At 44.2% G+C, this 24,027-nt stretch carries 25 protein-coding genes and 1 riboswitch; of the genes, 21 read left to right on the forward strand and 4 right to left on the reverse strand.

The genetic code is table 11. The annotated features are described in order from the left end of the window. The first annotated feature begins 97 nt into the window (after positions 1-97). The 7 genes from AAC978_RS00785 to AAC978_RS00815 all read left to right on the forward strand — a co-directional run bounded on the left by AAC978_RS00785 (position 98) and on the right by AAC978_RS00815 (position 7,918). Positions 98-1,249, forward strand: coding sequence for an isochorismate synthase (locus tag AAC978_RS00785; protein ID WP_341546053.1), 1,152 nt, complete (start codon positions 98-100; stop codon positions 1,247-1,249). A gap of 15 nt (positions 1,250-1,264) precedes the next feature. Further along, positions 1,265-2,917, forward strand: coding sequence for a 2-succinyl-5-enolpyruvyl-6-hydroxy-3-cyclohexene-1-carboxylic-acid synthase (gene menD, locus AAC978_RS00790; protein ID WP_341546054.1), 1,653 nt, complete (start codon positions 1,265-1,267; stop codon positions 2,915-2,917). A gap of 103 nt (positions 2,918-3,020) precedes the next feature. Continuing rightward, entirely contained in the window at positions 3,021-3,842 is an 822-nt protein-coding gene (menH, locus tag AAC978_RS00795; RefSeq protein ID WP_341546055.1) for a 2-succinyl-6-hydroxy-2,4-cyclohexadiene-1-carboxylate synthase, read from the forward strand. Beyond that, positions 3,839-4,678, forward strand: coding sequence for a 1,4-dihydroxy-2-naphthoyl-CoA synthase (gene menB / locus AAC978_RS00800; RefSeq protein WP_341546056.1), 840 nt, complete (start codon positions 3,839-3,841; stop codon positions 4,676-4,678). Before menH ends, menB begins: the two co-directional genes overlap by 4 nt. A gap of 105 nt (positions 4,679-4,783) precedes the next feature. Next, positions 4,784-6,139: an o-succinylbenzoate--CoA ligase gene (menE, locus tag AAC978_RS00805; protein ID WP_341546057.1), complete on the forward strand. Its 1,356-nt coding sequence runs from the start codon at positions 4,784-4,786 to the stop codon at positions 6,137-6,139. Beyond that, the gene (menC, locus tag AAC978_RS00810; protein WP_341546058.1) at positions 6,129-7,232 is read left to right on the forward strand and encodes an o-succinylbenzoate synthase; all 1,104 of its coding nucleotides are present in this window, start codon (positions 6,129-6,131) and stop codon (positions 7,230-7,232) included. The genes menE and menC overlap by 11 nt, the downstream gene beginning before the upstream one ends. Positions 7,233-7,576: 344 nt before the next feature. Further along, complete coding sequence (locus AAC978_RS00815; protein ID WP_341546059.1) at positions 7,577-7,918, forward strand: zinc ribbon domain-containing protein YjdM; 342 nt, start codon at positions 7,577-7,579, stop codon at positions 7,916-7,918. A 61-nt stretch (positions 7,919-7,979) separates the two neighbouring features. On the opposite strand, the gene AAC978_RS00820 is transcribed toward AAC978_RS00815, so the two are convergent. Next, positions 7,980-8,585: a thymidine kinase gene (locus tag AAC978_RS00820; protein ID WP_341546060.1), complete on the reverse strand. Its 606-nt coding sequence runs from the start codon at positions 8,583-8,585 to the stop codon at positions 7,980-7,982. Next, entirely contained in the window at positions 8,548-9,072 is a 525-nt protein-coding gene (locus tag AAC978_RS00825) for a ferritin (protein ID WP_341546061.1), read from the reverse strand. The genes AAC978_RS00820 and AAC978_RS00825 overlap by 38 nt, the downstream gene beginning before the upstream one ends. Before the next feature lie 298 nt (positions 9,073-9,370). Between AAC978_RS00825 and AAC978_RS00830 the strand changes: the two genes are divergently transcribed. The 7 genes from AAC978_RS00830 to AAC978_RS16160 all read left to right on the forward strand — a co-directional run bounded on the left by AAC978_RS00830 (position 9,371) and on the right by AAC978_RS16160 (position 15,035). Continuing rightward, positions 9,371-9,676, forward strand: coding sequence for a zinc-ribbon domain containing protein (locus AAC978_RS00830; RefSeq protein ID WP_015263685.1), 306 nt, complete (start codon positions 9,371-9,373; stop codon positions 9,674-9,676). 135 nt (positions 9,677-9,811) lie between these two features. Continuing rightward, positions 9,812-10,237: a universal stress protein gene (locus AAC978_RS00835; RefSeq protein ID WP_341546062.1), complete on the forward strand. Its 426-nt coding sequence runs from the start codon at positions 9,812-9,814 to the stop codon at positions 10,235-10,237. A gap of 288 nt (positions 10,238-10,525) precedes the next feature. Next, positions 10,526-11,329 carry a methyltetrahydrofolate cobalamin methyltransferase gene (locus tag AAC978_RS00840; protein WP_341546063.1) on the forward strand — a complete coding sequence of 268 codons (804 nt, stop codon included), beginning with the start codon at positions 10,526-10,528 and terminating at the stop codon, positions 11,327-11,329. 30 nt (positions 11,330-11,359) lie between these two features. After that, positions 11,360-11,992: a cobalamin-dependent protein gene (locus AAC978_RS00845; RefSeq protein WP_341546064.1), complete on the forward strand. Its 633-nt coding sequence runs from the start codon at positions 11,360-11,362 to the stop codon at positions 11,990-11,992. A gap of 52 nt (positions 11,993-12,044) precedes the next feature. After that, positions 12,045-13,022 carry a uroporphyrinogen decarboxylase family protein gene (locus tag AAC978_RS00850; RefSeq protein ID WP_341546065.1) on the forward strand — a complete coding sequence of 326 codons (978 nt, stop codon included), beginning with the start codon at positions 12,045-12,047 and terminating at the stop codon, positions 13,020-13,022. 69 nt (positions 13,023-13,091) lie between these two features. Further along, positions 13,092-13,640, forward strand: coding sequence for a DUF2284 domain-containing protein (locus AAC978_RS00855; RefSeq protein WP_341546066.1), 549 nt, complete (start codon positions 13,092-13,094; stop codon positions 13,638-13,640). A gap of 870 nt (positions 13,641-14,510) precedes the next feature. Further along, positions 14,511-15,035, forward strand: coding sequence for a methyl-accepting chemotaxis protein (locus AAC978_RS16160; protein WP_445900271.1), 525 nt, complete (start codon positions 14,511-14,513; stop codon positions 15,033-15,035). Positions 15,036-15,163: 128 nt separating this feature from the next. On the opposite strand, the gene AAC978_RS00865 is transcribed toward AAC978_RS16160, so the two are convergent. Then, positions 15,164-15,667 (reverse strand): hypothetical protein, encoded by a 504-nt coding sequence (locus AAC978_RS00865; protein ID WP_341546068.1) that lies wholly within the window; start codon positions 15,665-15,667, stop codon positions 15,164-15,166. A 173-nt stretch (positions 15,668-15,840) separates the two neighbouring features. Then, positions 15,841-16,944, reverse strand: coding sequence for an aminotransferase class V-fold PLP-dependent enzyme (locus tag AAC978_RS00870; RefSeq protein ID WP_341546069.1), 1,104 nt, complete (start codon positions 16,942-16,944; stop codon positions 15,841-15,843). 211 nt (positions 16,945-17,155) lie between these two features. Here AAC978_RS00870 and selD point away from each other — a divergent pair, with 211 nt between their 5' ends. From selD to AAC978_RS00905, 7 genes are all read left to right on the forward strand, one after another. Then, positions 17,156-18,178 (forward strand): selenide, water dikinase SelD, encoded by a 1,023-nt coding sequence (selD, locus tag AAC978_RS00875; RefSeq protein ID WP_341546341.1) that lies wholly within the window; start codon positions 17,156-17,158, stop codon positions 18,176-18,178. 53 nt (positions 18,179-18,231) lie between these two features. Further along, positions 18,232-18,825 carry a sulfurtransferase-like selenium metabolism protein YedF gene (gene yedF, locus AAC978_RS00880; RefSeq protein WP_341546070.1) on the forward strand — a complete coding sequence of 198 codons (594 nt, stop codon included), beginning with the start codon at positions 18,232-18,234 and terminating at the stop codon, positions 18,823-18,825. A gap of 10 nt (positions 18,826-18,835) precedes the next feature. After that, positions 18,836-19,093, forward strand: coding sequence for a DUF3343 domain-containing protein (locus tag AAC978_RS00885; RefSeq protein WP_341546071.1), 258 nt, complete (start codon positions 18,836-18,838; stop codon positions 19,091-19,093). Positions 19,094-19,252: 159 nt separating this feature from the next. Next, complete coding sequence (locus tag AAC978_RS00890; protein WP_341546072.1) at positions 19,253-21,031, forward strand: aminopeptidase P family protein; 1,779 nt, start codon at positions 19,253-19,255, stop codon at positions 21,029-21,031. A 21-nt stretch (positions 21,032-21,052) separates the two neighbouring features. Further along, positions 21,053-21,817 (forward strand): exodeoxyribonuclease III, encoded by a 765-nt coding sequence (locus tag AAC978_RS00895; RefSeq protein ID WP_341546073.1) that lies wholly within the window; start codon positions 21,053-21,055, stop codon positions 21,815-21,817. Between the two features lie 160 nt (positions 21,818-21,977). After that, positions 21,978-22,084: riboswitch (SAM riboswitch) on the forward strand. A gap of 84 nt (positions 22,085-22,168) precedes the next feature. Further along, complete coding sequence (gene metA, locus AAC978_RS00900) at positions 22,169-23,086, forward strand: homoserine O-acetyltransferase MetA (protein ID WP_341546074.1); 918 nt, start codon at positions 22,169-22,171, stop codon at positions 23,084-23,086. Positions 23,087-23,199: 113 nt separating this feature from the next. After that, positions 23,200-23,802, forward strand: a complete 603-nt coding sequence (locus tag AAC978_RS00905; protein WP_341546075.1) for an HD domain-containing protein — start codon at positions 23,200-23,202, stop codon at positions 23,800-23,802. The last annotated feature ends 225 nt before the right edge of the window (positions 23,803-24,027 follow it).

Raw genomic sequence — 24,027 nt, forward strand, 5'->3', positions numbered from 1 at the left:
CAAGAGTAATATCCTACTTGAAAGAATGAACTTAGGTTCATTTCTTGACCAAACGAATTTCAAGTCCTAAATGAATTTCGGGTAGGAGATAATGATTTTGAAATACCATGAGAAGGAACTGAACTTAAATGATGCACTTTCCTTTTGGCAGAGCTTTGAGGATGGGGAACGGCTGTTGTTCTATCATCCGCAAAAACAACAGCTTATTATGGGCGCCAAACGCCTAAAAACCTTTGGGGTGGGAGAGAGTTATCAGGGTTATCCCTATGTCTTTTCCACAAGAACCTTCTTTCCCTCACTTAAGGACCCAAAATGGTCGGGTTTGGGTAATGAAACCATAGCTTTCCAATACTACTTGGTTGAGCAAAACGGTAAGCAAAGGCTTTGTTACGCAAATGAAATACCTAGTATTCTTGAAAAGGAGATTATCTCCCGTAGGCATGATTATGAGGTTCTTGCCAATGACTATAAAGAGTGGCAAGAGCTATTCAAGCCTGTAAGACAACAGATCCTTGCTAAAAAAGTACAGAAAGTGGTGATTTCGCGAGAGGTAAAAATTCAATGTGCAACAACCGCATCTATTGAGAGTGTCTTAAAAAATCTGATGGACAAAAATCCGAATTCCTTCGTTTTTGCCTATTTTAAGGATGGGAAGACGTTCCTTGGGGCCACTCCGGAAATACTCGTGGAAAAAGAAAAGGAACAAATTATGAGCTATGCTTTAGCAGGCACGATCCCACGAAATGCCGATGAAGCAGATGAGAAGCAAAAATCGCTACTCCTAAAGGATCCTAAAAACCGTCATGAGCATCAAATTGTCCTTGATTCTATAGCAAAGGTGATGAGGACCTATAGTGATGAAGTCATGATCGGGGAGACTACGACTTTAGAACTTAAGAATTTATATCACCTAAAGACTCTTATCAAGGCAAAGACCAAGGACAATAGCTCCTTAACCGATTGGGTTTCACGCTTGCATCCTACACCCGCCTTAGGCGGGTATCCGGTGAAGGATGCCTTAGAAATCATAGCTCGTTATGAAAACCATGAGCGGGGATTATATGCTGCACCCATTGGTATCATGAATGAAGATGGAGATGGCATCTTTGTGGTAGGAATCCGTTCAGCCCTTATAGCTGGGAATGCGGTGTATGCTTATACAGGCTGTGGCATTGTAGAAAGCTCAGACTGCGAAGAGGAATATCAGGAGACTATCAATAAAGCAAAAACAATCTTGGAAAGTCTATGATGAAGGTGAACAACTATGACAAATTACATTGCAGCGTTGGTTGATGAATTATATCAGCTGGGAGTACGCGAAGTCGTCATTAGTCCCGGGTCACGCTCCACACCGTTATCTGTTCTTTTTTGTGAACACGGCTTTCAGGTCTATGTCAGCATTGATGAACGATCGGCGGGATTTTTTGCTTTGGGAATAGCCAAAGAAAAAGAACGTCCTGTGGTCCTTGTCTGCTCTTCAGGTTCTGCTACGGCTCATTATTTCCCTGCTATCATTGAAGCAAAGCATTCTCATGTTCCCCTAATAGTCTTAACAGCAGATCGACCTCCTGAATTGCGTCAAGTGGGTGCACCCCAAACCATTGATCAAATCAAGCTTTATCACGAGTATGTCAAATATTTTGAAGAACTGGCCCTTCCTGAAGAGACTGAAAGCATGCATCGGTATGTGCGTGGGGCAATGCGCAAAGCTTATGTGAGTTCCATGACAGGAGGATATGGTGTATCCCATATCAATATTCCACTACGTGAACCGTTAAGTCCCAATTTAGATGATGTGAACTTTACCTCGGGTCGCCTAGCCTTTCCTTTCGAATGGAAAACAGGAGACAAGCTACTAGATATAGATAGTTCGGTTTTTCAGGATAGAAAGGGGATCATTATCTGTGGGGGCGATGCCTACGCGGATTACCATCGTGAGGTCTTAGAGTTGGCAGAGCGCTTAAAAGCGCCCCTGCTAGCCGACCCTATTTCCAACTTTCGCAATTATGACAGTCCCCTTATTATCGATAGCTATGATGCCTTTTTGAAATGCGATTCTGTCAAGAAGGAGTTAAGGCCCGAATTTATTATTCATTTTGGACAGACTCCCGTTTCTAAGCGTTTACAGCAATTTGTAGCCATGCATCAAGACGTCCAGTATTTTCAAGTTAATGAGACCTTCCAATACAGAGATCCCTCCTTATCCATCAATCAGTACATCCTCTCCTCACCTCAGCACTTTGCTCAAGCAATTCAGGTTCATAACGCAAGTAATGAATACTTAGGCCTGTGGCGGCATTACCAAGCTAGAATGCGCAGGCGCCTCAATCTCGCTCGAAATGAAGAGGGTCTATTTGAAGGAGAATTGGTGCAAAGGCTACAAGACATCCTGCCCGATGAAAGTCGCTTATTTGTCGCCAACAGTATGGCGATTCGTGATGTGGACTATTTCTTAGAGGCACGCCAGCAACAAATCAAAGTCTTGTGCAACCGAGGGGCCAACGGAATCGATGGCATGGTTTCCACCGCTCTTGGGGTTTCCACCAGTCAGCATTCCACCGTGCTGTTGACCGGAGATTTAGCATTCTTTCATGACTTAAATGGCCTGATGATCGGAAAAAACCATGAACTGAATCTAATTATTGTCCTCTTGAATAATAATGGCGGTGCGATTTTTAAATATCTACCCCAAAGAGAGAACAAGTACTTCGACTTTCTGTTTATGACTCCTCACGGGATCGATTTTAGTGGACTTAAGACGTTATATAATCTGACTTATTATGAGCCTGCTAATTATGATAGCTTTGAGCAGGATTTTCAGGAGGCACTCACGTTGAAAGGGGTTAAGATTCTCAATGTGAAGATTGATGCTGATTTAAGCAAAGATTTGCATGATCGATATACGAATCTTGACTAAATCTTGACCAGAACTTGAATAGAGGAGTCAGACTCGAGAATTATGCGTCAAGGAATTATGACGAAAAAATCACGGTATGGGAGAATCAAGCAGGAGAAAAGTAATGCTAATTGTGATTGAAGACCTCCAATATTACGTAGAAGTAAAGGGTTCTGGACAACCTATAGTTTGTTTTCATGGTTTTTCAGAGAACTCAAGCACCTGGGAATCAATTCATTTGAAGGACCGGCAAATGGTCCTGGTGGATTTAATCGGCCACGGCAAGAGCGACAAGCCCCATGTTCTTGAACCCTATACCTTAGCGGTGGTGCTACCGCATCTCCATGAACTGATCCACCAGTTAGGTTTTGCTAAATACTCTATACTCGGCTATTCCCTGGGTGGGCGTTTTGCCTTGGCCTATGCCCAGACTTACCCAAGGGAGGTCCAAGGGTTGATCCTTGAGAGCTCATCGTATGGTTTGTGCCATAGGGAAGATCGGGCACAGCGGCGCCAACAGGATATTTGGTTAGCCAAGGCGATTGAAGAAAAGGGGATAGAGTGGTTTGATCAATACTGGTCTAAACTCGACCTCTTTGCCTCCCAAACCCAATTGCCCCAAGCAATCCGTGCAAAAATCAGCGCAAGACGCCTCAGGAATGTCTCCCATGCACTTGCCAATACTTTGCTGGGAAGTGGACAAGGAATCTTTCCCTGCTTGAGGGATAAAATCTTGGATTTATCCATGCCCATCCTGTTCATCAATGGGGAATACGATGAGAAGTATAAGAAAATCGGGCAAGAGCTCATGAATCAAAACCCCAAAATCAAGCGGGAGATTATCCCCGGTGTTGGCCATAACACCCATGTTGAAAATCCCGCTGCTTTTATGAAAGCGGTCAATGAGTTTTTGTCTTATCATGAATATTTGGAGGTATCATTATGAAAATTGCTTGGGAGCCGTCGAGCACAAAATACGAAGACATTGTGTATGAGATCTATGAAGGGATCGCAAAAATCACCATTAACCGACCAGAAGTCCGAAATGCCTTCCGTCCCAAAACCGTCATGGAATTGATTCATGCCTTTACCGTTGCTCGGGAAGATAGTCAAGTCGGTGTAATCATTTTAACAGGAGCGAACCATGGTCAGGGTCAAGATAAAGAAGCTTTTTGTTCTGGGGGAGACCAAAGGGTGCGAGGCCATGGTGGGTATGTAGGAGAGGATCAGATTCCCCGGCTTAATGTTTTAGATCTTCAGAGTTTAATTCGAGTGATTCCTAAACCTGTCATTGCTATGGTCAACGGCTTTGCCATTGGTGGCGGACATGTCTTGCATATTGTGTGTGATCTAAGTATTGCTTCGGAAAACGCCAAATTTGGTCAGACGGGACCGCGAGTCGGGTCCTTCGACGCCGGTTATGGTGCAGGATATCTCGCTCGTATTGTCGGCCATAAAAAAGCCCGGGAGATCTGGTATTTATGTCGTCAATATACTGCTCAAGAAGCCTTGGCCATGGGCTTAGTGAATACAGTCGTTCCCTTTGAGCAATTGGAAGGGGAAACAGTAAAATGGGCCAAGGAGATATTGCAGCATTCACCTACAGCCCTGCGTTTCCTCAAGGCGTCCTTTAACGCGGATACCGATGGGTTAGCCGGTCTCCAGCAATTAGCCGGAGATGCTACCCTCCTGTACTATACAACGGATGAGGCGAAAGAAGGACGGGACGCCTATAAAGAGAAACGCAGACCTGATTTTCAGCAGTTTCCGAAGTTTCCTTGAGAGCGCTGATGAATAGCGCTAATGACTTAAAGAAAGATGAATTGGAATTAGGCAACAAGTCATCATGGTTTATTTGAGACTAAGGAATAAGCGAGGTGGAGCAAAGTGAACTGGCTTAAGAAGCATGCTCTGGAAAAACCGAACAAGAAATTCTTGAATGAGCTCACCTTTAAGGAAGTGGACCGTCGCGTCACCGACCTGGCGGGTCGTTTGGCTCCCTTTGTCAAAGATGAAACCAGAGTAGCTCTTTACTCTCGCAACTCTGTGGAAATGGTCCTGTTTTATCTGGCCTTGCAGGCTTTGCACATCGAAGTGTTCATGATGAATACCCATTTAACCCCGGAGGAGAGGGCAAAGAAGTTAAATGTCTTAAATATCAAGGTAGCTTTTTCTGATGATGATACCTTTCTTTCCTTTCAGAGAGTTTTTGACGCTGAATTAGATATAAACGTAAAATGTGCAGAAGAATATGATCCTCGACACATTGCGGTCATTATGGATACCAGTGCTACCACTGGCGAATACAAGTCGGTCCCACTTCGCTGGAAACAGTTTTTTGCCCATGTGGATGCCTCTCAACAAACTCTTCGGGTAACGGAAAAGGATAACTGGTTATTGGTACTTCCTATGTATCATATCAGCGGCTTAACCATCTTAGTGCGCAGCTTATATAATGGCACTAGAGTCACCTTGATGGAAACCTTCGAGGAAGAGCAGGTTTTAAAAGGGATAGAAGAGGGTTCTATTAATATGCTATCCCTCGTCCCCACCATGTTAAAAAGGATCGTAGATCGTATCCACCACCATCATTTACGAGTGGTTTTAGTGAGTGGCGAATTCATTCCCAGGTCTTTAGTAGAAACTTGCCTGAATAAAAAGATCCCCATCTTTAAATCTTATGGAATGACTGAGACCACCAGTCAGTCCACGACCTTTTGCGTGTCAGAGAATCCTTCTAAGCTGAATTCCGTGGGCATACCTCTACCGGGAGTCACAATCCGTATTCATGACCCGGACCCCGAGGGAATCGGTGAAGTACTTATTCAGAGTCCAATGGTTATGGACGGATATCTTAGCCAAGAACCAATCGAGGGTTGGGTCAACTCGCAAGACCTTGGCTATGTGGATGAGGAAGGCTATCTCTATATCCTTGATCGGCGTAAAGATATCATTATCTCCGGAGGAGAAAACATCTATCCTCAAGAAATCGAGAACCTTTTGTATGCCCACCCTCATGTATCAGAATGCGCCCTTGTCGGAATGAAGGACGAAAAATGGGGCCGGGTCCCTGCTTTATTTGTAGTATCCACCTTGGGGGATGAAGAGATTATGAACTATCTGTCCAAAAGACTCGCCAAATACAAACTCCCCAAAAGGATAATCCATTTGCGGTCACTCCCAAAAAATACTACGGGGAAAATACTCAAAAAGAATCTGGAAGAGATGATTTATGAGGATTGAAAAGATTGAGGTCTTTCATTTGAGGTTACCGATGAAGTTTGCCTTTAAATCCTCTCAAGCCTCGCTGATGCATCGAGAAACTCTCGTGATAAAGGTGACCGATGAGTTGGGGAATTCAGGGTATGGAGAAGTGGTTGCCTTTAATGAACCCTTTTATACTCGGGAGACCCTTCCTCAGTCCAAAGAGCTACTGCTTAAGGAAGTTCTCCCTCATCTTTTGCAAAAGGAAATCCAACACCCTTTTGAGATTCACTCTTGGCCGGATATGATCTACCCAATGACTGGAGCGGGAGTGGAGAACGCTCTTCTCGATGGGTTTGCCCGGCGGCACCATCAGTCCATTATGGAGATTATATTCGATGAGGAGACCCAGGATACGATCTATGGGGGGATGGTCTTGGGAGATCTGGATCTTACAACCTTACTCACTGAGATTGAAAAGTATCTCCGAGAGGGTTATATCCGTTTTAAAATAAAAATAAAGCCTGATGATGGCTTTGCTAAACTAAAGGCCATCCGTGCAAGATACCCTGATCTTATGCTGTTGGGCGATGCCAATAGAAGTTTTAAGGCAGATCAGATTCCCGAACTATTGAAAATAGATGAACTGGGCTTGATATGTCTTGAAGAACCCTTGGGGTTTGGTAGCCTATCTGCTTATCAAAGACTTCAAGAGCAAATGACAACTCCTCTATGTCTGGATGAAAGCATCCAAACCTTAGAGGAGTTGATGGGGGCAGTGGAGTTAAGGGCTTGTCAGGTAGTGAATCTTAAGGTGGGTCGGGTTGGTGGCCTAGCCTATGTTAAACAAATGATAGAGGTTTGTCGAAAGCACAAGGTTCACTATTGGATAGGGAGCATGATGGAAACTGGCATATCGAAAATTCTCCACGTCCATTTGGCGAGCTTAAAAGATAACTATATTCCCGGAGACTTATCCTCATCCCGACGCTATTTTGCCAGAGATGTGATTCAGCCTGAGATTGTAGTTCAAAAGGGCCGCATCCATGTGCCGAAAGGGCCTGGGCTAGGGGTAGAGGTTGACGAAGAAGCCTTACTTTATTATTCGATTGACCATAGAGTCTTGGATTGAGGCAAAAGGTTTGAAGAGACTCCGCATAGGTGCTAATGATCGTTTTTAGGTCATTAGCACTTTTATTGTTTGAATCAGCTAATAAAAATGGTTGGCATTTCAGGATTTTATTGTATGAAATTTCCTTCAGAGGGGGATTCACCCCCACTAAAGGGCTAGTCAAGTCCATACTGGATTTAACCGGACTTTGGCACTAAATCCGTATAGAGGCGGGGGGCAAATAGTCAAGCGCTTGTCAATTTGAGGGGACATGCTCGTATAAGAGTGTGTGCTGTTACAAGGCTTTTTTGTTTTAAGACCGATTTTTGTGTATACTGTTAACAAAAGAATGGAGGAAACATAGAATGGCTGATTTTCCCAATTGCCCAAAATGCAATTCATCATATACCTATACTGATGGAAGTGGTTTCGTTTGCCCGGAATGTGGACACGAGTGGAGTGCAGAATCGAATACCGAGAATAATGAAGATAACAAGATTGTTAAAGATGCAAATGGTAATGTTTTAAGCGATGGTGATACAGTGACCATTATTAAGGACCTTAAAGTAAAAGGAAGTACTTCATCTATAAAGATCGGTACAAAGGTAAAAAACATACGCTTGATCGATGGAGATCATGATATTGATTGCAAAATTGATGGGTTTGGAGCTATGCAATTAAAATCCGAATTCGTTAAGAAGGTATAAATGGACACCAAAATTGTGTTAAAAAAGTCGATTGCTTTTGCAATCGACTTTTATTTTAATCCTATTGTGGCTTTCTAACCAGGCCTTGCTGATGATGCTTACGACATAATGATATGTATTTGTCATCAGCCCCTAAAACAATTTGGTCTCCCTCGCGGATGATTCCGTGTTCATTATAACGGGCATTATGGGTTGCCTTGCGTCCGCACCAGCAGACTGTTTTTATTTCAATGATTTTATCGGCGAGTTCGAACAGGCGCCGGCTCCCCTCGAATAATAATCCTCGGAAATCGGTCCGCAAGCCGTAACACATGACCGGAATGTGCAGAGTATCGACTATGTCGGCGAGGAATTCAACCTGCTGTTCATTAGCAAACTGGATTTCATCAATAATAATACAGTCGTATTCTTGTAAAGCCTTAACAGGCATTTCAATCAGTGCTTCTAAGGTGAGGCAGGGGCCTTCTAAACCACTACGAGACTTTATCAGATTCCCATCCCGTGTTTCAATAGCTGGTTTAGCAATCAAAGCCTTCTGTCCTTTATCAATGTAATTATGGTATACCAATAAAGCATTGGCAGTTTTGGAACTTCCCATGGCCCCGAAATGAAAATAAAGTTTTGCCATATTATGCTTCCATGGTCGTGAGTAACGCGGGAGCCACATAAACTCTGGTCCCTAGTTCCTGGTCCATAAGGTATAGAGCTTTTCCATCCATACCCATGCTTTCATATTTCCCTATATTCTTATTGGCGTTATCTTCCTCCTCGACCTGCTCATTGACGAACCATTGGAAAAATTGATCTACCTTGAAGTCCTTCTCCTGTCTTGCGACATCAACAATATTGTATATCTTAGAGGTGACGAATTCCTCATGCTTAAGTGTTTCAGTTAATACATCCAGGACCGAGTCCCATTCGTGAGGGGGAGCTTTGATTGGCTCTAACACAACCCGACCGTTAGTTTTGAGAATGTAATTATAAATAATCATGGCATGGGCGTTTTCTTCATAAGACTGCACATAGTACCATTTTGCAAATCCGCTTAGGCCCTTGGCGGAAAACCATGCTGACATAGATAAGTAGAGCTGAGCTGAATATAATTCGTGGGTGACCTGTTGGTTTAGCAGAAGTTCAACATTCTCTTTCATCATTTATACCGCTCCTTTTCTAAAGCTATGTACATAAGGCAGCAATCGCTAACCTTCATGAAATTATATTATCATAAATTATTAAGTTTCACTAATAGGACAAGGAACAATGGTCCTTTTTATAAGGAGCACGATTATGTTCTGTTTTAAACAAATCGTTTGACAAATTTGTAAATTATGGCTATAATAAAGGAACTCGTTAATATTGTGGATTTACGAAAAAACTTCCCTGTTGCCTAGAGCTCCAGGAAGACTGAAGACTTCCCAGGTGGCGGGTAATACGATTTTGGAGGTTTTTTTAATGTTTGAAGACAAAGTTTTATCCTGTAAAGACTGTGGAGTAGATTTCGTTTTCTCCGCTTCCGAGCAAGAATTCTATGCAGAAAAAGGGTTCACCAACGAACCTGGACGTTGCCCATCTTGCCGTGCAGCTAGAAAGCAACAATCCAGAGGCAATGGCGGATATTCTTCACGTCCACAACGTGAGATGTTCCCTGCAGTTTGTGCTAGTTGTGGAAAAGACACCACAGTGCCTTTCCAACCCTCTGGTGATAAACCCGTATATTGCCGCGATTGTTTCCAACCACGCACCCGTAACAACTGGTAATTGTTTAAGAGAAGCCTTCCTGGAGTTAGCTCCGGGAAGGCTTTTTTATTTATTTGGTTTAATTTACAAAATCTTTGTATATTATATTTAGATTGATTAAGATCTATGGTATATTCAAGGAAAGGGGGTGACAAGTTGCTTAAGAAGATTTTACTTGCTTTTGACGGTTCGGTAAACGCTTTGAAGGCAGCTGACTATGCCATATCCATGGCAAAATGCAACGATGGCTCAGTAGAGATCCTTCATGTACGGGAGACAGTCACATCCTATCCAAGCAGAGTTGTTTTTGATTCAAACGAAATGGAGAAGGAACTCATCACAGAAGCTGAAGAAGTTATTGCTCAGGGTATTGCCAAATTTAAAGATTCTGGTGTCGAATTTACGACTCTAATAAAAACAGGTGATCCAGCAGAAGTCATCTGCGATGAAGCAGAGAAAATGGGAGCTACGGAAATAATTATTGGGAGTCGTGGCATGAATGCCGTATCACGGTTCTTCCTTGGTAGCGTTAGCCTTAAAGTGCTTTCTCGTGCTCATTGTACTACTTTAGTCGTAAAGTAAGACAGATTTCACAGATTTAGTAGTATATTAGGGATATATGCATATTAATTACATATGAAAGTAGTTTTTTAAAGCAGCTCATATGTACTGAGTCTGCTTTTCTTTAACAGGATTATTCAACAGCATGGGAGGTGTATTGTCGAATTATAGAAAAAAATTATTATAAAATCCCATAAAATTCACAAAATTATAAAAGGGATATCTACGGCGGACGGCGAATACATAGGGTACAGTTGTATAGACAACCGCACTTATGTAGTGAAGAATAAAATCAGGAGGTTGATTCGTGTGATTCTTATAGGAGAGAAAATTAATGGGGCGATCCCATCCGTGGCTAAAGCTATTGCCGCTAAAGATGCAGATTATATTCGTAATCTAGCAAAAGTGCAGACCGAGGCGGGTGTCGACTATCTTGATGTTTGTGCCTCGGTAGATAATGATGTCGAGTTAGAAACCATGAAGTGGCTCATCGATCTGGTCCAAGAAGTATCAGATGTCCCCATTTCCATAGACAGTCCTAACGCTCATATCATTGCTGAGGCGATTAAGTATTGCAACAAGCCGGGTCTGATTAATTCGGTGTCCATGGAAGGCGATAAGATTGACTTGATTTTCCCATTGATTGCCGATACAAAATGGGAATGTGTAGCGCTTCTGAATGATGATACCGGGATTCCTCAAGATGCAGAAAAGCGTTTGGAAGTTTTTGCGACTATTATGGATAAAGCAAAGCAATACAATATTGTACCCAAGCGTCTGCACATCGATCCTTTGGTGCAAATGCTCTGTACTTCAGAAGATGGTATCCTAGCTATTATGGATGTCATGAGAGAAATCAAAAAACAGTATCCCCAAATCCATATCACCGGAGGAGCCAGCAATATATCCTTCAATCTTCCCGTAAGAAGATTAGTAAATCAGGCTTTTATCGTCATGGCCATGAGTGCAGGAATGGATAGTGCCATCATTGATCCGACCAAAGAGGATTTAATGGGCATGATTTTTGCGACCGAAGCTCTTCTCGGTCAAGATGAATACTGCATGGAATACATTGGAGCCTATCGGGAAGGTAAATTTGGCGTCAAAAAATAACATAAGGATTAAAAACAAGGAGGAATTAAAATGTCAAAAATCGCAGAAGTCAAAGCTATGGTAGAAGCGGGTAAAGCGAAACTCGTACCGGGTCTTGTTCAAGAAGCTCTTGATGCAGGTAATGCGGCGGGAGATATTCTTGAGGGCATGATTGAATCCATGGGTGTCGTTGGGGATAAGTTCTCCTCAGGGGAACTTTTTGTACCAGAAATGCTCATGGCAGCCAAAGCTATGTCGAAGGGCGTAGAAGTCCTGAAGCCTCATCTCACAGGCGATAGCGCTAAGTCCTTAGGCACATGCGTTATTGGTACAGTCGCAGGAGACCTCCACGATATCGGCAAAAATCTCGTGGCTATGATGTTGGAAAGTGTTGGCTTTACTATTGTGGATCTAGGAGTGGACGTATCTGCTGAAAAATTTGTCAATGCTGCCAAGGATAACGCGAACGTTAAACTTGTAGCTTGTTCCGGTCTCTTGACCACCACGATGCCTGCTATGAAGGAAACAGTCAATCTGCTGAAAAGCAGTGGCCTTTCCGGTGTCAAGGTAATCGTCGGTGGCGCACCGGTGAGCCAAGAAATGGCTGATATGATCGGTGCTGATGGCTTTGCTGCTGATGCGGGTGGCGCAGCTGTAAAAGCGAAGGAATTAGTAAGCGCTTAATGGCGTAAATGAACCTATAAACGGGACCAAGAGAATAGGGAGGCGGATATTCATGTTAACCAAAAAGCAAAACCTATTGGAAACCATTCGCGGCGGTAATCCGGATCGTTTTGTCAACCAGTATGAGTTTATGGACATCATCTTGGAAAACCCTATCGACTTCATGGCTCCTCCCGGAGGCGAAGTCAAGACGGGTTGGGGAATCACCTTCAGATGGCCCGAAGGACAAATCGGTCAGTTCCCTGTCCATGATGAAGAGCATAAGGTTCTTAAAGATATCACCAAATGGAGAGAGCAAGTCAAAGCCCCTGTGATTCCTGATACCGATGAAGCATGGGCTGCTGCCGTTGAGCACGCCAACAGAATCGACCGCAATGAGCAATTCGTTACGGCCTTCGTAGCCCCCGGGGTTTTCGAAATGTGCCATCACTTGATGAGCATGGAAGATGCTTTGATGGCCTTATATGAAGAACCGGAATATATGCACGAGCTGATCGACTATCTTACAGAATATGAACTGAAACTAGCAGAAGTCATCTGCCGTCGTCTTAAACCCGATGCCCTCTTCCATCATGATGACTGGGGTAGCCAAAAGAGCACCTTCATTTCCCCAGCGATGTTTGAAGAATTCTATGTTCCTGCTTACAAGAAGATCTATAGCTACTACAAGCAACATGGGGTTGAGCTGCTGGTTCATCACAGCGATTGCTATGCCGCAACCTTCGTGCCTTTCATGATCGAAATGGGCGTTGATATTTGGCAAGGTGTCATGACCACTAACAACACTCCTGAGCTCATCAAAAAATACGGCGGAAAGATCAGCTTTATGGGCGATATCGACAGCGGTGTCGTTGACTTCCCAACTTGGACACTGGAAATTGCCGCCAGAGAAGTGGAAAGAGCATGCACCAATTGTGGAAAACACTATTTTATCCCCTGTCTAACTCAAGGCCTGGGATTTAGCTCCTTCCCCGGAGTTTACGATTGTGTAAGCGAAGAAATCGATAAGTTTAGCAAGAAAGTGTTCTAAATCATCAATAGCAAAGCCTTCGGAGCTGGTCTTCGGAGGCCTTGTTTTTCCACGAGGAGAGGTGAATATATGAGTTCTGGCATCGCAGATTTAATGTCCTACATAAAATCCCTCGGTGTAGATCATTGTGCACATATTCGTACCCAAGATATTCCCTTTAATATTGATTTTAGAAAGCCCTGCGAGCAAAACGTCTGTGGGAACTACCAGAAAAACTGGATGTGTCCCCCCGCTGTGGGAGATTTTGAAGAGCTTCGCCAGAAGGCTCTATACTATCAAGAGGGCATTCTGTTCCAAAAGGTGTATCAGCTGGAGGACTCCTTTGATTTGGAAGGAATGCAAGAGGGGACGGCAGAACACACCAAGATATTGTTGAATGTAATAACTAAGCTCAGGGAAATGGGTCTCTTTAAAGACTTCTTGCCACTCAATGTGGGGCCGTGTACTGCCTGTGAGCGCTGCTCTATACTTGATGGCGATGAATGTCGCTCTCCGGATGCAGCTATTGCTTCGGTGGAGTCCTATGGAATCGATGTAACGAACTTACTCAAGCAATACGGAATACCTTATAATAACGGTAAAAACACCATGTCCTGTGTAAGTCTCATCTTGATTTGAAACAAACAGTTTCTGCCTATTACCTTGGCAGAAACTGTTTGTTTTACTGAGGCATGTGTGGGCAAGGTTACTCATCCTGTGATTTCCTTAATGATGACATTAAGAATTCAGATGGTTAATATTAGAGGATTTGTGAGAAGAATGTCAAATTGTCATAATAATGGCACATGTAGGCACTTTCACAAAAAAGGAGCTAAAATCATCATGAATACAACCTTAATGAAAATCTCAACCATCGGAAGCTCCCAAGCGGTTGCTGATGAATTGTATCGTGTGGTGTCAATTTATTTTGGGCATAAAGTCGAAATGAAAAATCGGTATTCGATTAAAGAAATGCCCGCTGTTTTAAACGACGACCTCTATATTGCACTTCCTACAAGAGTAGAGGAAGCCTCAAAGTATGTGAAGAGGGAACAGATCTTTCCTTTGGAACTCATCCCAGAAGACATGCTTTACATCAGACTTGCCCGAGTTCCCGCAGGCTCCAATGTCGTTATTTTCAACAATAATTCTTCCCAAGGTAAGGCCATAGAGAAATACCTTCTGGAACATGAAGTTAATCATGTTCAATATCGAATAGCACCCTATGCTGAAATGGATGATACCCAGATTAGGGAAATCTTACAAGCTGCTGATTATATCGTTGGTATGCATGGCTTTGTAGGAAATCGGGATATCCTTTGGACCAAGTATGGAGGTTATTTTGACAGAAATAAGGCCTCTGTCATTGAATTTAATCGAATCATAAAACCCGAAGATATTCTGCACCTAACGGAGAAGGTCGTTGAATTTAACTTTAACCAAGTTCTCTTCAATACACAAAGTATAAGCTTTGACTTGAATGCTCATATCGAAGAGGTCACGAGTTCGATGGAGGGTATTGTTGATTTTCTAGCTGAGACGAATGGGCGGATTTTAGAAGCGGACAGCCAAGTGAAAAAACAAGTGAATCGAATTGACGAGACCATTGAAATTACAAAAGAACTCAATACCAACGCCCAAAAAATTGAAGAGCTTATTGATACCATAAAAATGATATCCGACCAAACCAATTTGCTCGCCCTCAACGCAGCTATTGAGGCGGCTCGCGCCGGAGATGCTGGGAGAGGATTCGCTGTAGTCGCCGATGAAGTTAAAAAGTTAGCGGATAAAAGTAAACAATCCATCCAATTTATCCAGCAGCAGGTGACAAATATTAGGCAGACCAATAACCGTACCGTGCCGTTACTGCAATTTCTGGCTAGTGAAATAACGGAAATGGATGAGATTATTAACAAGATCCTAGCAAGTTCCACGGTCAATCAAACGGAGGCCCAGTCAATTTCTGAGGCGCTAAGCCGTGTGACACGGATCAGTGAACAGCTTACCAGTGAATTTGTTGCCTTTAGTTTTTAGAGAACTGTTTTTAGAAAACAAGATGTTAAGCTGACAACACTAGAAATGCGACCTTTCAGGTATAACCTGAGGGGTCGCATTTTTGTCTTTTCCTATGCCGATTTTGCTTTTTTAGAAGGGTAGCTTTGTTAGTGTGGTATTGCAAAAACTAAGCGTTCGTTTTGGGCTTCCTCAGCAGGACCTAGGACCAGATAGTCAAAGAGAGTCATATCGAATTTCTCGCAGTTAAGAATGATATCGCTCTTACCATCCTCAGTTTCGCGTAAATACATCCGGATGTCCAGATTGCCTTTTCTTCCCTTGTCGGTATAGACTTCAAAGAAAAGGGCATCATTTATCATTTTCTTTGCCCGGTCCATTGTTTCAGTACTAGCCAAGACAATCGACTGGTGCAGAGTTGTCTTTTCAAGAACGATTTCCTTCTCGACTTTAATATCGGTAATATTGATGGACATAAAGGTTCCATCATCATGTTTGTATTGGTGGTTTAGCAGATAATCGGTATTGAGTTCACCGACACTAAGATTCTTCTCCTTGGCCAAGTCTTCCAGTGTAAGCTGTGTGTCTGAGGAACATCCAGTTAAAGCAACAACCATGACAAAAGCAAGAGCTACAATAATTTTTTTAAGCAACAAAAATTCACTCCTTCAATATATGAACTGCAATTCGTGTGGCTATCAGTAATTTCGATTTCCGATAGTAATTTCCTGCATATCCGACATTATATTTATAATATTTAGATAAGATTATTCACTGAAGAACCTTCATTGCAAAACATTCGATTTGATTATTCACTGCAAATTGCTTACTTCGCTAACTCCTGGACAGCCTCAATAGCACGCTCTGTCTCTGCCAGGGTGTTAAAATGTGAAAAGGAGAAGCGAATCGATCCATCAAGGTCAAGTTTCTTGTGTATGAGCGGGGAGCAGTGAGCTCCGGCTCGAACACAGATGCCATAGTTTTCATAAAGAAGACTGGCTCCTTGGGCGCAGTCATAACCTTCGATATTAAGTGAGACAATAGGCACACGCACCGGTGCTTGCATATCCCCATAGACGGTGACCTTAGGCAAGTTAACCACAGCTTGAGCAAAGGTACGGGCCAAGGCATCAGCTTGTTGATAAATAGTCGTGAGACCTGTGGAACGGATGTAACGCACCCCTGCCAAAAGCCCGGCGATACCATGGACATTTTGGGTACCGGCCTCTAAGGCGTCAGGTAGCTCCTCGGGATGACGGGGGTCGAAGGTGTGGTGACCGCTTCCGCCAACCAACAAAGAGGAGGGTTGAAAACCTTCCCCAAGGCAAAGCCCACCAGTACCTTGGGGTCCATAGAGAGATTTATGACCGGTAAAGCACAGTGCAGAGATTGTTTTATGCATTCTGATCGGCAAAAGCCCTGCACTTTGCGAGGCATCCACGATCAAGCGAACGCCACGGGCGGCGCATAACTCGCCGATGGCTTCGATATCAAAAACATTTCCGGTTACATTGGAGGCGTGGGTCATGACAACCGCTTCTGTATCGGGCCGGAGGGCAGCGGTTATCTGATCCAGAGGGATGCGCCCTTTCTCATCGGCGGGGACCACAGTATAGTTCCCTTGCCGATAAACAGGTCGCAAGACGGAATTGTGATCAGTTGCCGAAGTGACGATATGTCCGCGGATGCTACCGATCGCAAGGTTTAGAGCGGCAGTGGCATTGGCGGTAAAGATGACCCGCAGGGGGTCCTGAAGACCGAAAAAGTCAGCAAGCTCCATTCTGGCATCCATTAAGGTGCGCAGAGCATTTAAAGCAGGAGGATGTGCTCCCCTGGAGGCGTTGCCTAAAGTATTCATGGCTTGTATTACTGCCTCTTTAACTTCAGCTGGTTTTTGCAAAGTTGTAGCGGCATTATCAAGATAAATCATAATTTCCTCCACTATATGAGATGCTAACACTTAATAAGCGGGACGATAGTACCGCAATTCGTTATCGCTAAGCAGTAAGAATCAGTTCTATTATAGTATAAACCAAAAAAAAGCGTTATGATAGAATTGTTATTCTTTTAAGCTACGAAGGAATCCCCAAATAGTTTGTGGAATACTTTGTAGGATGAAAACAGGAAAGGGGATTCTATTCTTGAAATCATTTTTATCAAGCTGTACCACGGGTGGTTGCGGAGCAAAGATAGGCCCCGGTGAGCTATCGAAGGTTCTTTCGGCGTTACCCGCCTTTCATAATCCGAATCTCCTTGTAGGGTTTGATGCCTCTGACGATGCCGCAGTTTATCAGATGAGTGAAGATACAGCTATTGTTTCTACGGTAGATTTCTTTACACCCATGGTAGAAGATCCGCGAACCTTTGGCAGGATCGCTGCCGCCAATGCTTTAAGCGACGTCTATGCAATGGGGGGATCGCCTCTTTTTGCTCTCAACCTTGTCTGTTATCCTGAAAGGGAAGAGCTCCAAGCTTTAGGTGAAATTTTAGCAGGCGGGGCAGAAAAACTGTTAGAAGCCGGAGCGGTCCTTTGCGGTGGGCATTCCATCTACGATCGAGAGCCGAAATATGGCTTGGCAGTCACGGGTTACCTCAATCCGCAGAAGATATGGAAGAACAATACTCCCCAACCGGGAGATCAACTGATACTCACCAAGCCCGTAGGAGTTGGTATCATAATGGCAGCTTTGCGCGGGGAGATGGCAGAGCCTGAGGCTATCGAAGCTGCCCTGACCTCTATGCAACGCCTTAACAAATATGCCGCCGAAAAAATGCACCACTTCCCTGTTCACGCCTGCACGGATATTACCGGCTTTGGCTTGCTTGCCCATGCTCGGGAAATGGCCGGGAAAGAGACCTCGGTCGTTCTCTATCCCTCTCAACTACCCTACATGCCCCAAGCCTACACCTATGCAGAAGGTTATTTACTTACTGCTGCCGGTCAGCGCAATCGAAATTTTATGGAGGGTGCTGTGGACTTTGGCGAGACATCGTTTCCTTTACAGGAATTAATGCTTGATCCTCAGACTTCCGGCGGTTTACTGTTCAGCGTACCCAAGGCTTATGGGGAAGAGGCCTTAAGTGCTATCCAGGAGGCAGAGCCTCAGGCCAGAATCATTGGTGAGGTTCTACCGCGTTTTGACTTGCCTATAATCTTGAGATGAGAAATCAGCAAACAAACCAAGCTAAGGGGAAACCCAATGAGGAGGGAATAATAATGACAACCATTGATGCTTTAGGTCAAGTATGCCCTATCCCTGTGATCCGCACCAAAAAGGCTATCGAAGGATTAGGTGAAGAGGGGGGAGTTGTCGCAGTATTGGTCGACAACGATATAGCACGCCAAAATCTGCAAAAGATGGCCTCGGGAATGGGTCTACAAAGTGAATACACGCAAAAAGAGAATGGCGTCATTGAGGTGACGATAGTAGTCGGTGAAGGCTGTGTGCTGGAGAATGACCAGACCGCTGAGGATTCCGGGCTAGTCATCGCTATCGGACGGGATACGATGGGAGAAGGCAGCGAGGAGCTCGGGCGAATCCTCCTCAAGAGCTTTATTTTTTCTTTGAGAGAACTGACTCCGCCACCCACTCATCTCCTTTTCTTTAATTCGGGGGCCCAGCTGACCAGCAGTGACTCGAACAGCTTGGAAGACCTGAAAGCTATGGCTGATCAAGGCACCAGCATTCAAACTTGCGGTACCTGCACCAACTATTATGGCATCTCCGATAAGCTTGGAGTTGGCGAGATTGCCAATATGTACGGCATCGTGACCATCATGGCCGGAGCCAAGCGCTTGATCAATATTTAGGGGGTATTATGTGCTCTACATCATAACGTTCCCCAACACTCATATGTCTATTTTAGCTGAGAAATCCCTGCAGCAAGGAGGTTTTTCGGTAGGCGTTATGCCAATACCCTCCAGCATTAAAGCTGGCTGTGGTATTGCTTTGCGGGTCACCGATGCCCAATCAGCAAGTGCTCATTTGTCAGAAAATGAAATCCTTTTTGCGGAGATCTACCAAGCGATAACCACTGAGAAGGGAACAACCTATCAGCAAATCAATTGTGATTCTTGATAACCACTAGGATAATTAATATAGACTAATTTCACTAATGTTTTAATTAGTTTAATTTTATTTAAAATATAGATGTCGATTATAAAAGATATAGATGTTCTATTATAAACTTAATATATTAATTCGGACTAAAATAATAACTGCAAATGAGGGAATAAAATGATGGTACAAGAACGTATTGCAAAACTAAGAAAACTAATGCAAGAGAATCAGATGGACGCCTATATTGTGCCGAGCTCTGACTCTCATCTCAGTGAATATGTAGCAGATCACTTCAAATGCCGGGAGTGGATCTCGGGCTTTACCGGCTCCGCAGGTACAGCGGTGATTACCTTATCGGATGCAGGTCTCTGGACAGACGGCCGTTATTACATTCAAGCCGAAAAACAGCTCCAGAATTCTGGAATCCGTCTGTTCCGTGGAGCAGATCCCCGGGTTCCTAGTTATACAAAATGGTTAAAGGACCTTTTGCCGACAGGTGCATCTGTGGGCTTTGATGGACATGTCTTCTCCGCTAAACAGGTTCAAGATATGGAAAAGGAATTCCAAGGTCAAGTCACCTTAAAATTCGGTTCCGATTTAATCGGGCAATTATGGCAGGATCGTCCTCCACTACCGACCACAGATGCCTTTATCTATGATACAAAATATGCCGGTCGGTCCCGTGGGGAAAAGTTAAACGAACTCCGTGAAAAAATGAAGGGCAAGGGAGCCAATGTTCACGTACTCACAGCCTTAGATGATATCGCCTGGCTTCTAAATATCCGAGGTGCTGATGTCCCGAATAACCCAGTGACCATAGCCCATGTCTTAGTCACTGAAGAGGCTTGCTATTTATGTATCGATGAAGCTAAGGTTTCCGGTGCCATGAGAGCAGAGCTAGAGGGCGAAGGTATCCGGATAGCAAAGTACGCAGCCATCGTGGAGCTCCTGAAAGGGTTGCTAGCTAAGGATTCTGTTCTCTTTGATCCTGAATCGCTCAACGCTGTTCTTTATCATGCCATCCCTTCCGAGGTGAAGAAGGTGGAGGGAGCAAATCCTACCGCTCTGCTCAAAGCCGTTAAAAATGAGACCGAGTTGGAGAACCTTCGGACGAGCTCTATCCAAGATGGGGTTGTCATGGTTAAATTTATTAAGTGGCTCAAGACCAATCTCGGCAAAGAACCGATAACTGAGCTTACCGCCGGGGATTATCTGGATAATTTGCGCCGAGAAAACAAGGAATGTGTCGGCCTTAGCTTCGATACTATCGCCGGACACAAGGATCACGGGGCCATGATGCATTATAAAGCCACCCCTGAAAGTGCCTATACCCTAAACCCAGAAGGATTCCTCCTCGTGGATTCCGGCGGTCAATACTTCGGAGGGACCACAGATATCACTCGCACCCTTGTTTTAGGCCCCCTGACCGAAGAAGAGAAAAGAGATTATACCCTCGTGTTGAAGGGCCATATTGCCTTAGCTACCGTGAAATTCCTCCATGGCGCTACAGGCTCTAATCTAGATGTTTTGGCGAGACAACCTATCTGGAAATATGGACTCGATTATAAATGCGGTACCGGCCATGGCGTGGGGATGTTCTTAAATGTCCATGAAGGTCCCCAAAGATTGAGCCAAACTCCCAACACTGTAAAGCTTGAAGAAGGTATGATATTGACCAACGAACCTGGTATTTATAAGGAAGGCAAATTTGGCATTCGTACCGAGAATATGATGGTGGTCGTTAAGGATGAAGAGACCGAATGTGGTCAGTTTATGCGCTTCGAGGCCCTGACCTATTGCCCGATTGACATTGCGGGCGTGGACCAGAGCCTACTCACTGATGAGGAAAAAGTGTGGCTCGCTGACTATAACACGATGGCTTATACCAAACTGGAGCCGTATTTGGATGATGAAGAAAAGGCTTGGTTAGCTCAAGAGATTGGGACTAAGCTGTAGCAATATAGGGGAGAGAAATAGATGAAACTTATTTCATGGAATGTTAATGGCATCCGAGCCTGTCTGAACAAGGGCTTTATGGACTTCTTTGAAAAGGAACAAGCGGATATCTTTTGTCTTCAAGAAACGAAGATTCAAGCAGATCAGGTTCCTTTTCAACTGGAGGGGTATCACCAGTACTGGAATTATGCTCAGAAGAAAGGCTACTCTGGTACAGCCGTGTTTACAAAACAGGAGCCCTTGCAGGTCACCTATGGCATCGGCAAGGAAGAGCATGATCAAGAAGGCCGCGTCATTACTCTAGAATTTGGGACCTTCTATCTCGTAACGGTTTATACCCCCAACTCTCAAAAAGAATTAGCGCGCTTAACTTATCGCATGACCTGGGAAGAAGAATTCCTAGCTTATTTAAAGAGCTTGGAAAAAACCAAACCCGTTATCTTCTGCGGCGATCTCAACGTTGCCCATACAGAGATAGACCTTAAAAACCCTAAAACCAACCGCAAGAACGCTGGTTTTTCCGATGAGGAGCGGGCTAAATTCACCGAGCTGCTAGAAAATGGCTTTATCGATACATTCCGCTACTTCTACCCAGATAAAACTGAGGCCTACACTTGGTGGTCGTACATGTTTAACGCACGAGCCAATAATGCGGGGTGGCGTATCGACTATTTCTGCGTCTCGGAAGCCCTCAAGGACCATCTGAAGGATGCCCTCATTTATTCCCAAGTCATGGGCTCCGACCATTGCCCCGTCGGCTTAGAAATCTCTTCACCATTTTCCTGAGACTTGCTTTCCGGGGGTGTTCCCTACATGTAGGGAACACCCCCGTGACGTTCTGAGTCTTCTCAGGCTTTTGTTATAGATCAGTTGACATAAATAAAGAGATGTAATAATATAATTTCTATAGCGTTGACCTACTACCTTAAATTAAATACAATCCAATATCTTATCAAGAGTGGTGGAGGGACTGGCCCAATGAAGCCCAGCAACCGGTATTCCCTAGAATACAGCGGTGCTAATTCCTGCGATGGAGCCATTGATAGATGAGAGAGGAACTTAAGACCGCAACCTCTTTCTTGTAAAGAGGTTTTTTTATTATCACTTATGTGTTGAAACACTTGGAGGAGAGATAACATGCCGATCAATGTACCCGATGGCTTACCGGCTGCCGAAATACTTACCCAGGAAGATGTTTTTATCATGGAAGAGGGTCGCGCCGAGCACCAAGATATTCGACCCCTGAGTATTGTGATTCTTAACCTTATGCCCAATAAAATAATCACCGAAACTCAGATTCTTCGCTTGTTAGGGAATTCCCCCCTGCAGGTTGATATTACTCTCCTCTATCCGGAAACCCACCTGACCAAGAATACCCCAGAGGAATACCTGATTAAGTATTATCAGACCTTCGATAGTATTAAGGACAAGAAATTTGACGGGATGATCATTACTGGTGCCCCCATTGAGCAAATGTCCTTTGAAGAAGTAGATTTCTGGCCGGAGCTCCAAAAGATAATGAATTGGAGTCAACACAATGTGTTTTCGACACTCTTTATCTGCTGGGGAGCGCAGGCTGGGCTTTACCACTTTTTTGGGGTTCCCAAGTATCCCTTGCCGGGGAAAATGTTTGGGGTATTCCCTCATACCCTCAATCGCCGGGATGTCCGTTTGCTCAGAGGCTTTGATGATCTGTTTTATGTGCCTCATTCTCGGCATACGGAAGTCAGAAAAGAAGATATCCTAAAGGTACCGGAGTTGGAAATCCTTTCTGAGTCTGAGGAATCAGGGGTGTATTTAGTCGGGACCAAGGGCGGACGGCAGATTTTCGTGACCGGTCATTCTGAGTATGATCCCCACACCTTGAAATCTGAGTATGATCGCGATGTGGCACAGGGACTCGCCATCAATGTTCCTCAGAATTATTACCCTGGAGATGATCCGAGCAGGCAGCCCACCGTCAAGTGGCGAGGCCATTCCAATTTGCTCTTTGCTAACTGGTTGAATTATTACGTCTACCAAGAAACCCCCTATAACTTGGACGAAATAAAGTGAAAAAGTATCTTAAGATAATATATCAGGGTCAAGGGTAAGAAGATCCGAAGAATCTAAATAAATCCCCAAATAGAATTCAAACTAATCATCAGACAAGAAAGAAGGATGCAAAAATGTCAAACTACGCACAGGATCGGGAGGCTGCTTGGCAGCTTCTTAATGAATATGTAAAAAGTGAGACCCTATTGCGACACTCGCTGACGGTAGAAGCAGTGATGCGTCATTTTGCTACCCGCTATCAAGAGGATCCGAACCTCTGGGGTAATATTGGCCTCCTCCACGATATTGATTATGAGATGTACCCCGATCAGCACTGCCGCAAAACGAGGGAAATTCTCACTCCCAAAGAATTAAGCGATGAATTCATCCGGGCCATCGAAAGCCATGGCTATGGCCTAGTCCATGATGTGGAACCCCGAGAGAATGTCGAGAAGGTTCTCTTTACCATTGATGAACTGACCGGTCTGATCTCGGCAACTGCCTTGCTTCGCCCCAGCAAAAGCATCCATGATTTAACCACAAAATCTGTCAAAAAGAAATGGAAACAAAAGAGCTTTGCTGAGAATGTCAACCGTGAAGTCATCGAAGAAGGAGCAAACCGCCTCGGTAAAGCTCTTGATGAGATTATCGAAGAAACCATCAAAGGAATGCGCACGATCGCTTCAGAAATTGGCTTAGAAGGCAACATCGAAGCAGGTCAAGAAGTTGGAAAATAAATACGCTAGCAAAAATATACAAAATAGCTCTTGACAGTCGAAGTGTAATAGATTAGAATCATAACATCGTTAAACTATAGCTGAACACAATGAACGGACGTCCTACGCTGATTAGGTATAGAGAGCTGACGGGTGGTGCAAGTCAGTCTATGAAGCCAATGGATTCCATCCGGGAGTGGCCAATGATGAATTGTGACGGGTTCCGCCCGATATTGCGGACATAAG

This window comes from Desulfitobacterium sp. THU1, from assembly GCF_038181555.1.
GTDB lineage: Bacteria > Bacillota > Desulfitobacteriia > Desulfitobacteriales > Desulfitobacteriaceae > Desulfitobacterium.

Coding starts and splice junctions, on each gene's coding strand:
- AAC978_RS00815 (WP_341546059.1), top strand. CDS start 7,577: ATGGCTGATTTTCCCAATTGCCCAAAATGCAATTCATCATATACCTAT.
- yedF (WP_341546070.1), top strand. CDS start 18,232: ATGACAACCATTGATGCTTTAGGTCAAGTATGCCCTATCCCTGTGATC.
- menC (WP_341546058.1), top strand. CDS start 6,129: ATGAGGATTGAAAAGATTGAGGTCTTTCATTTGAGGTTACCGATGAAG.
- AAC978_RS00905 (WP_341546075.1), top strand. CDS start 23,200: ATGTCAAACTACGCACAGGATCGGGAGGCTGCTTGGCAGCTTCTTAAT.
- menH (WP_341546055.1), top strand. CDS start 3,021: ATGCTAATTGTGATTGAAGACCTCCAATATTACGTAGAAGTAAAGGGT.
- metA (WP_341546074.1), top strand. CDS start 22,169: ATGCCGATCAATGTACCCGATGGCTTACCGGCTGCCGAAATACTTACC.
- AAC978_RS00870 (WP_341546069.1), bottom strand. CDS start 16,944: ATGATTTATCTTGATAATGCCGCTACAACTTTGCAAAAACCAGCTGAA.
- AAC978_RS00845 (WP_341546064.1), top strand. CDS start 11,360: ATGTCAAAAATCGCAGAAGTCAAAGCTATGGTAGAAGCGGGTAAAGCG.
- menB (WP_341546056.1), top strand. CDS start 3,839: ATGAAAATTGCTTGGGAGCCGTCGAGCACAAAATACGAAGACATTGTG.
- AAC978_RS00825 (WP_341546061.1), bottom strand. CDS start 9,072: ATGATGAAAGAGAATGTTGAACTTCTGCTAAACCAACAGGTCACCCAC.
- AAC978_RS00895 (WP_341546073.1), top strand. CDS start 21,053: ATGAAACTTATTTCATGGAATGTTAATGGCATCCGAGCCTGTCTGAAC.
- AAC978_RS00890 (WP_341546072.1), top strand. CDS start 19,253: ATGATGGTACAAGAACGTATTGCAAAACTAAGAAAACTAATGCAAGAG.
- AAC978_RS00855 (WP_341546066.1), top strand. CDS start 13,092: ATGAGTTCTGGCATCGCAGATTTAATGTCCTACATAAAATCCCTCGGT.
- AAC978_RS16160 (WP_445900271.1), top strand. CDS start 14,511: ATGGAGGGTATTGTTGATTTTCTAGCTGAGACGAATGGGCGGATTTTA.
- menD (WP_341546054.1), top strand. CDS start 1,265: ATGACAAATTACATTGCAGCGTTGGTTGATGAATTATATCAGCTGGGA.
- AAC978_RS00820 (WP_341546060.1), bottom strand. CDS start 8,585: ATGTGGCTCCCGCGTTACTCACGACCATGGAAGCATAATATGGCAAAA.
- AAC978_RS00830 (WP_015263685.1), top strand. CDS start 9,371: ATGTTTGAAGACAAAGTTTTATCCTGTAAAGACTGTGGAGTAGATTTC.
- AAC978_RS00850 (WP_341546065.1), top strand. CDS start 12,045: ATGTTAACCAAAAAGCAAAACCTATTGGAAACCATTCGCGGCGGTAAT.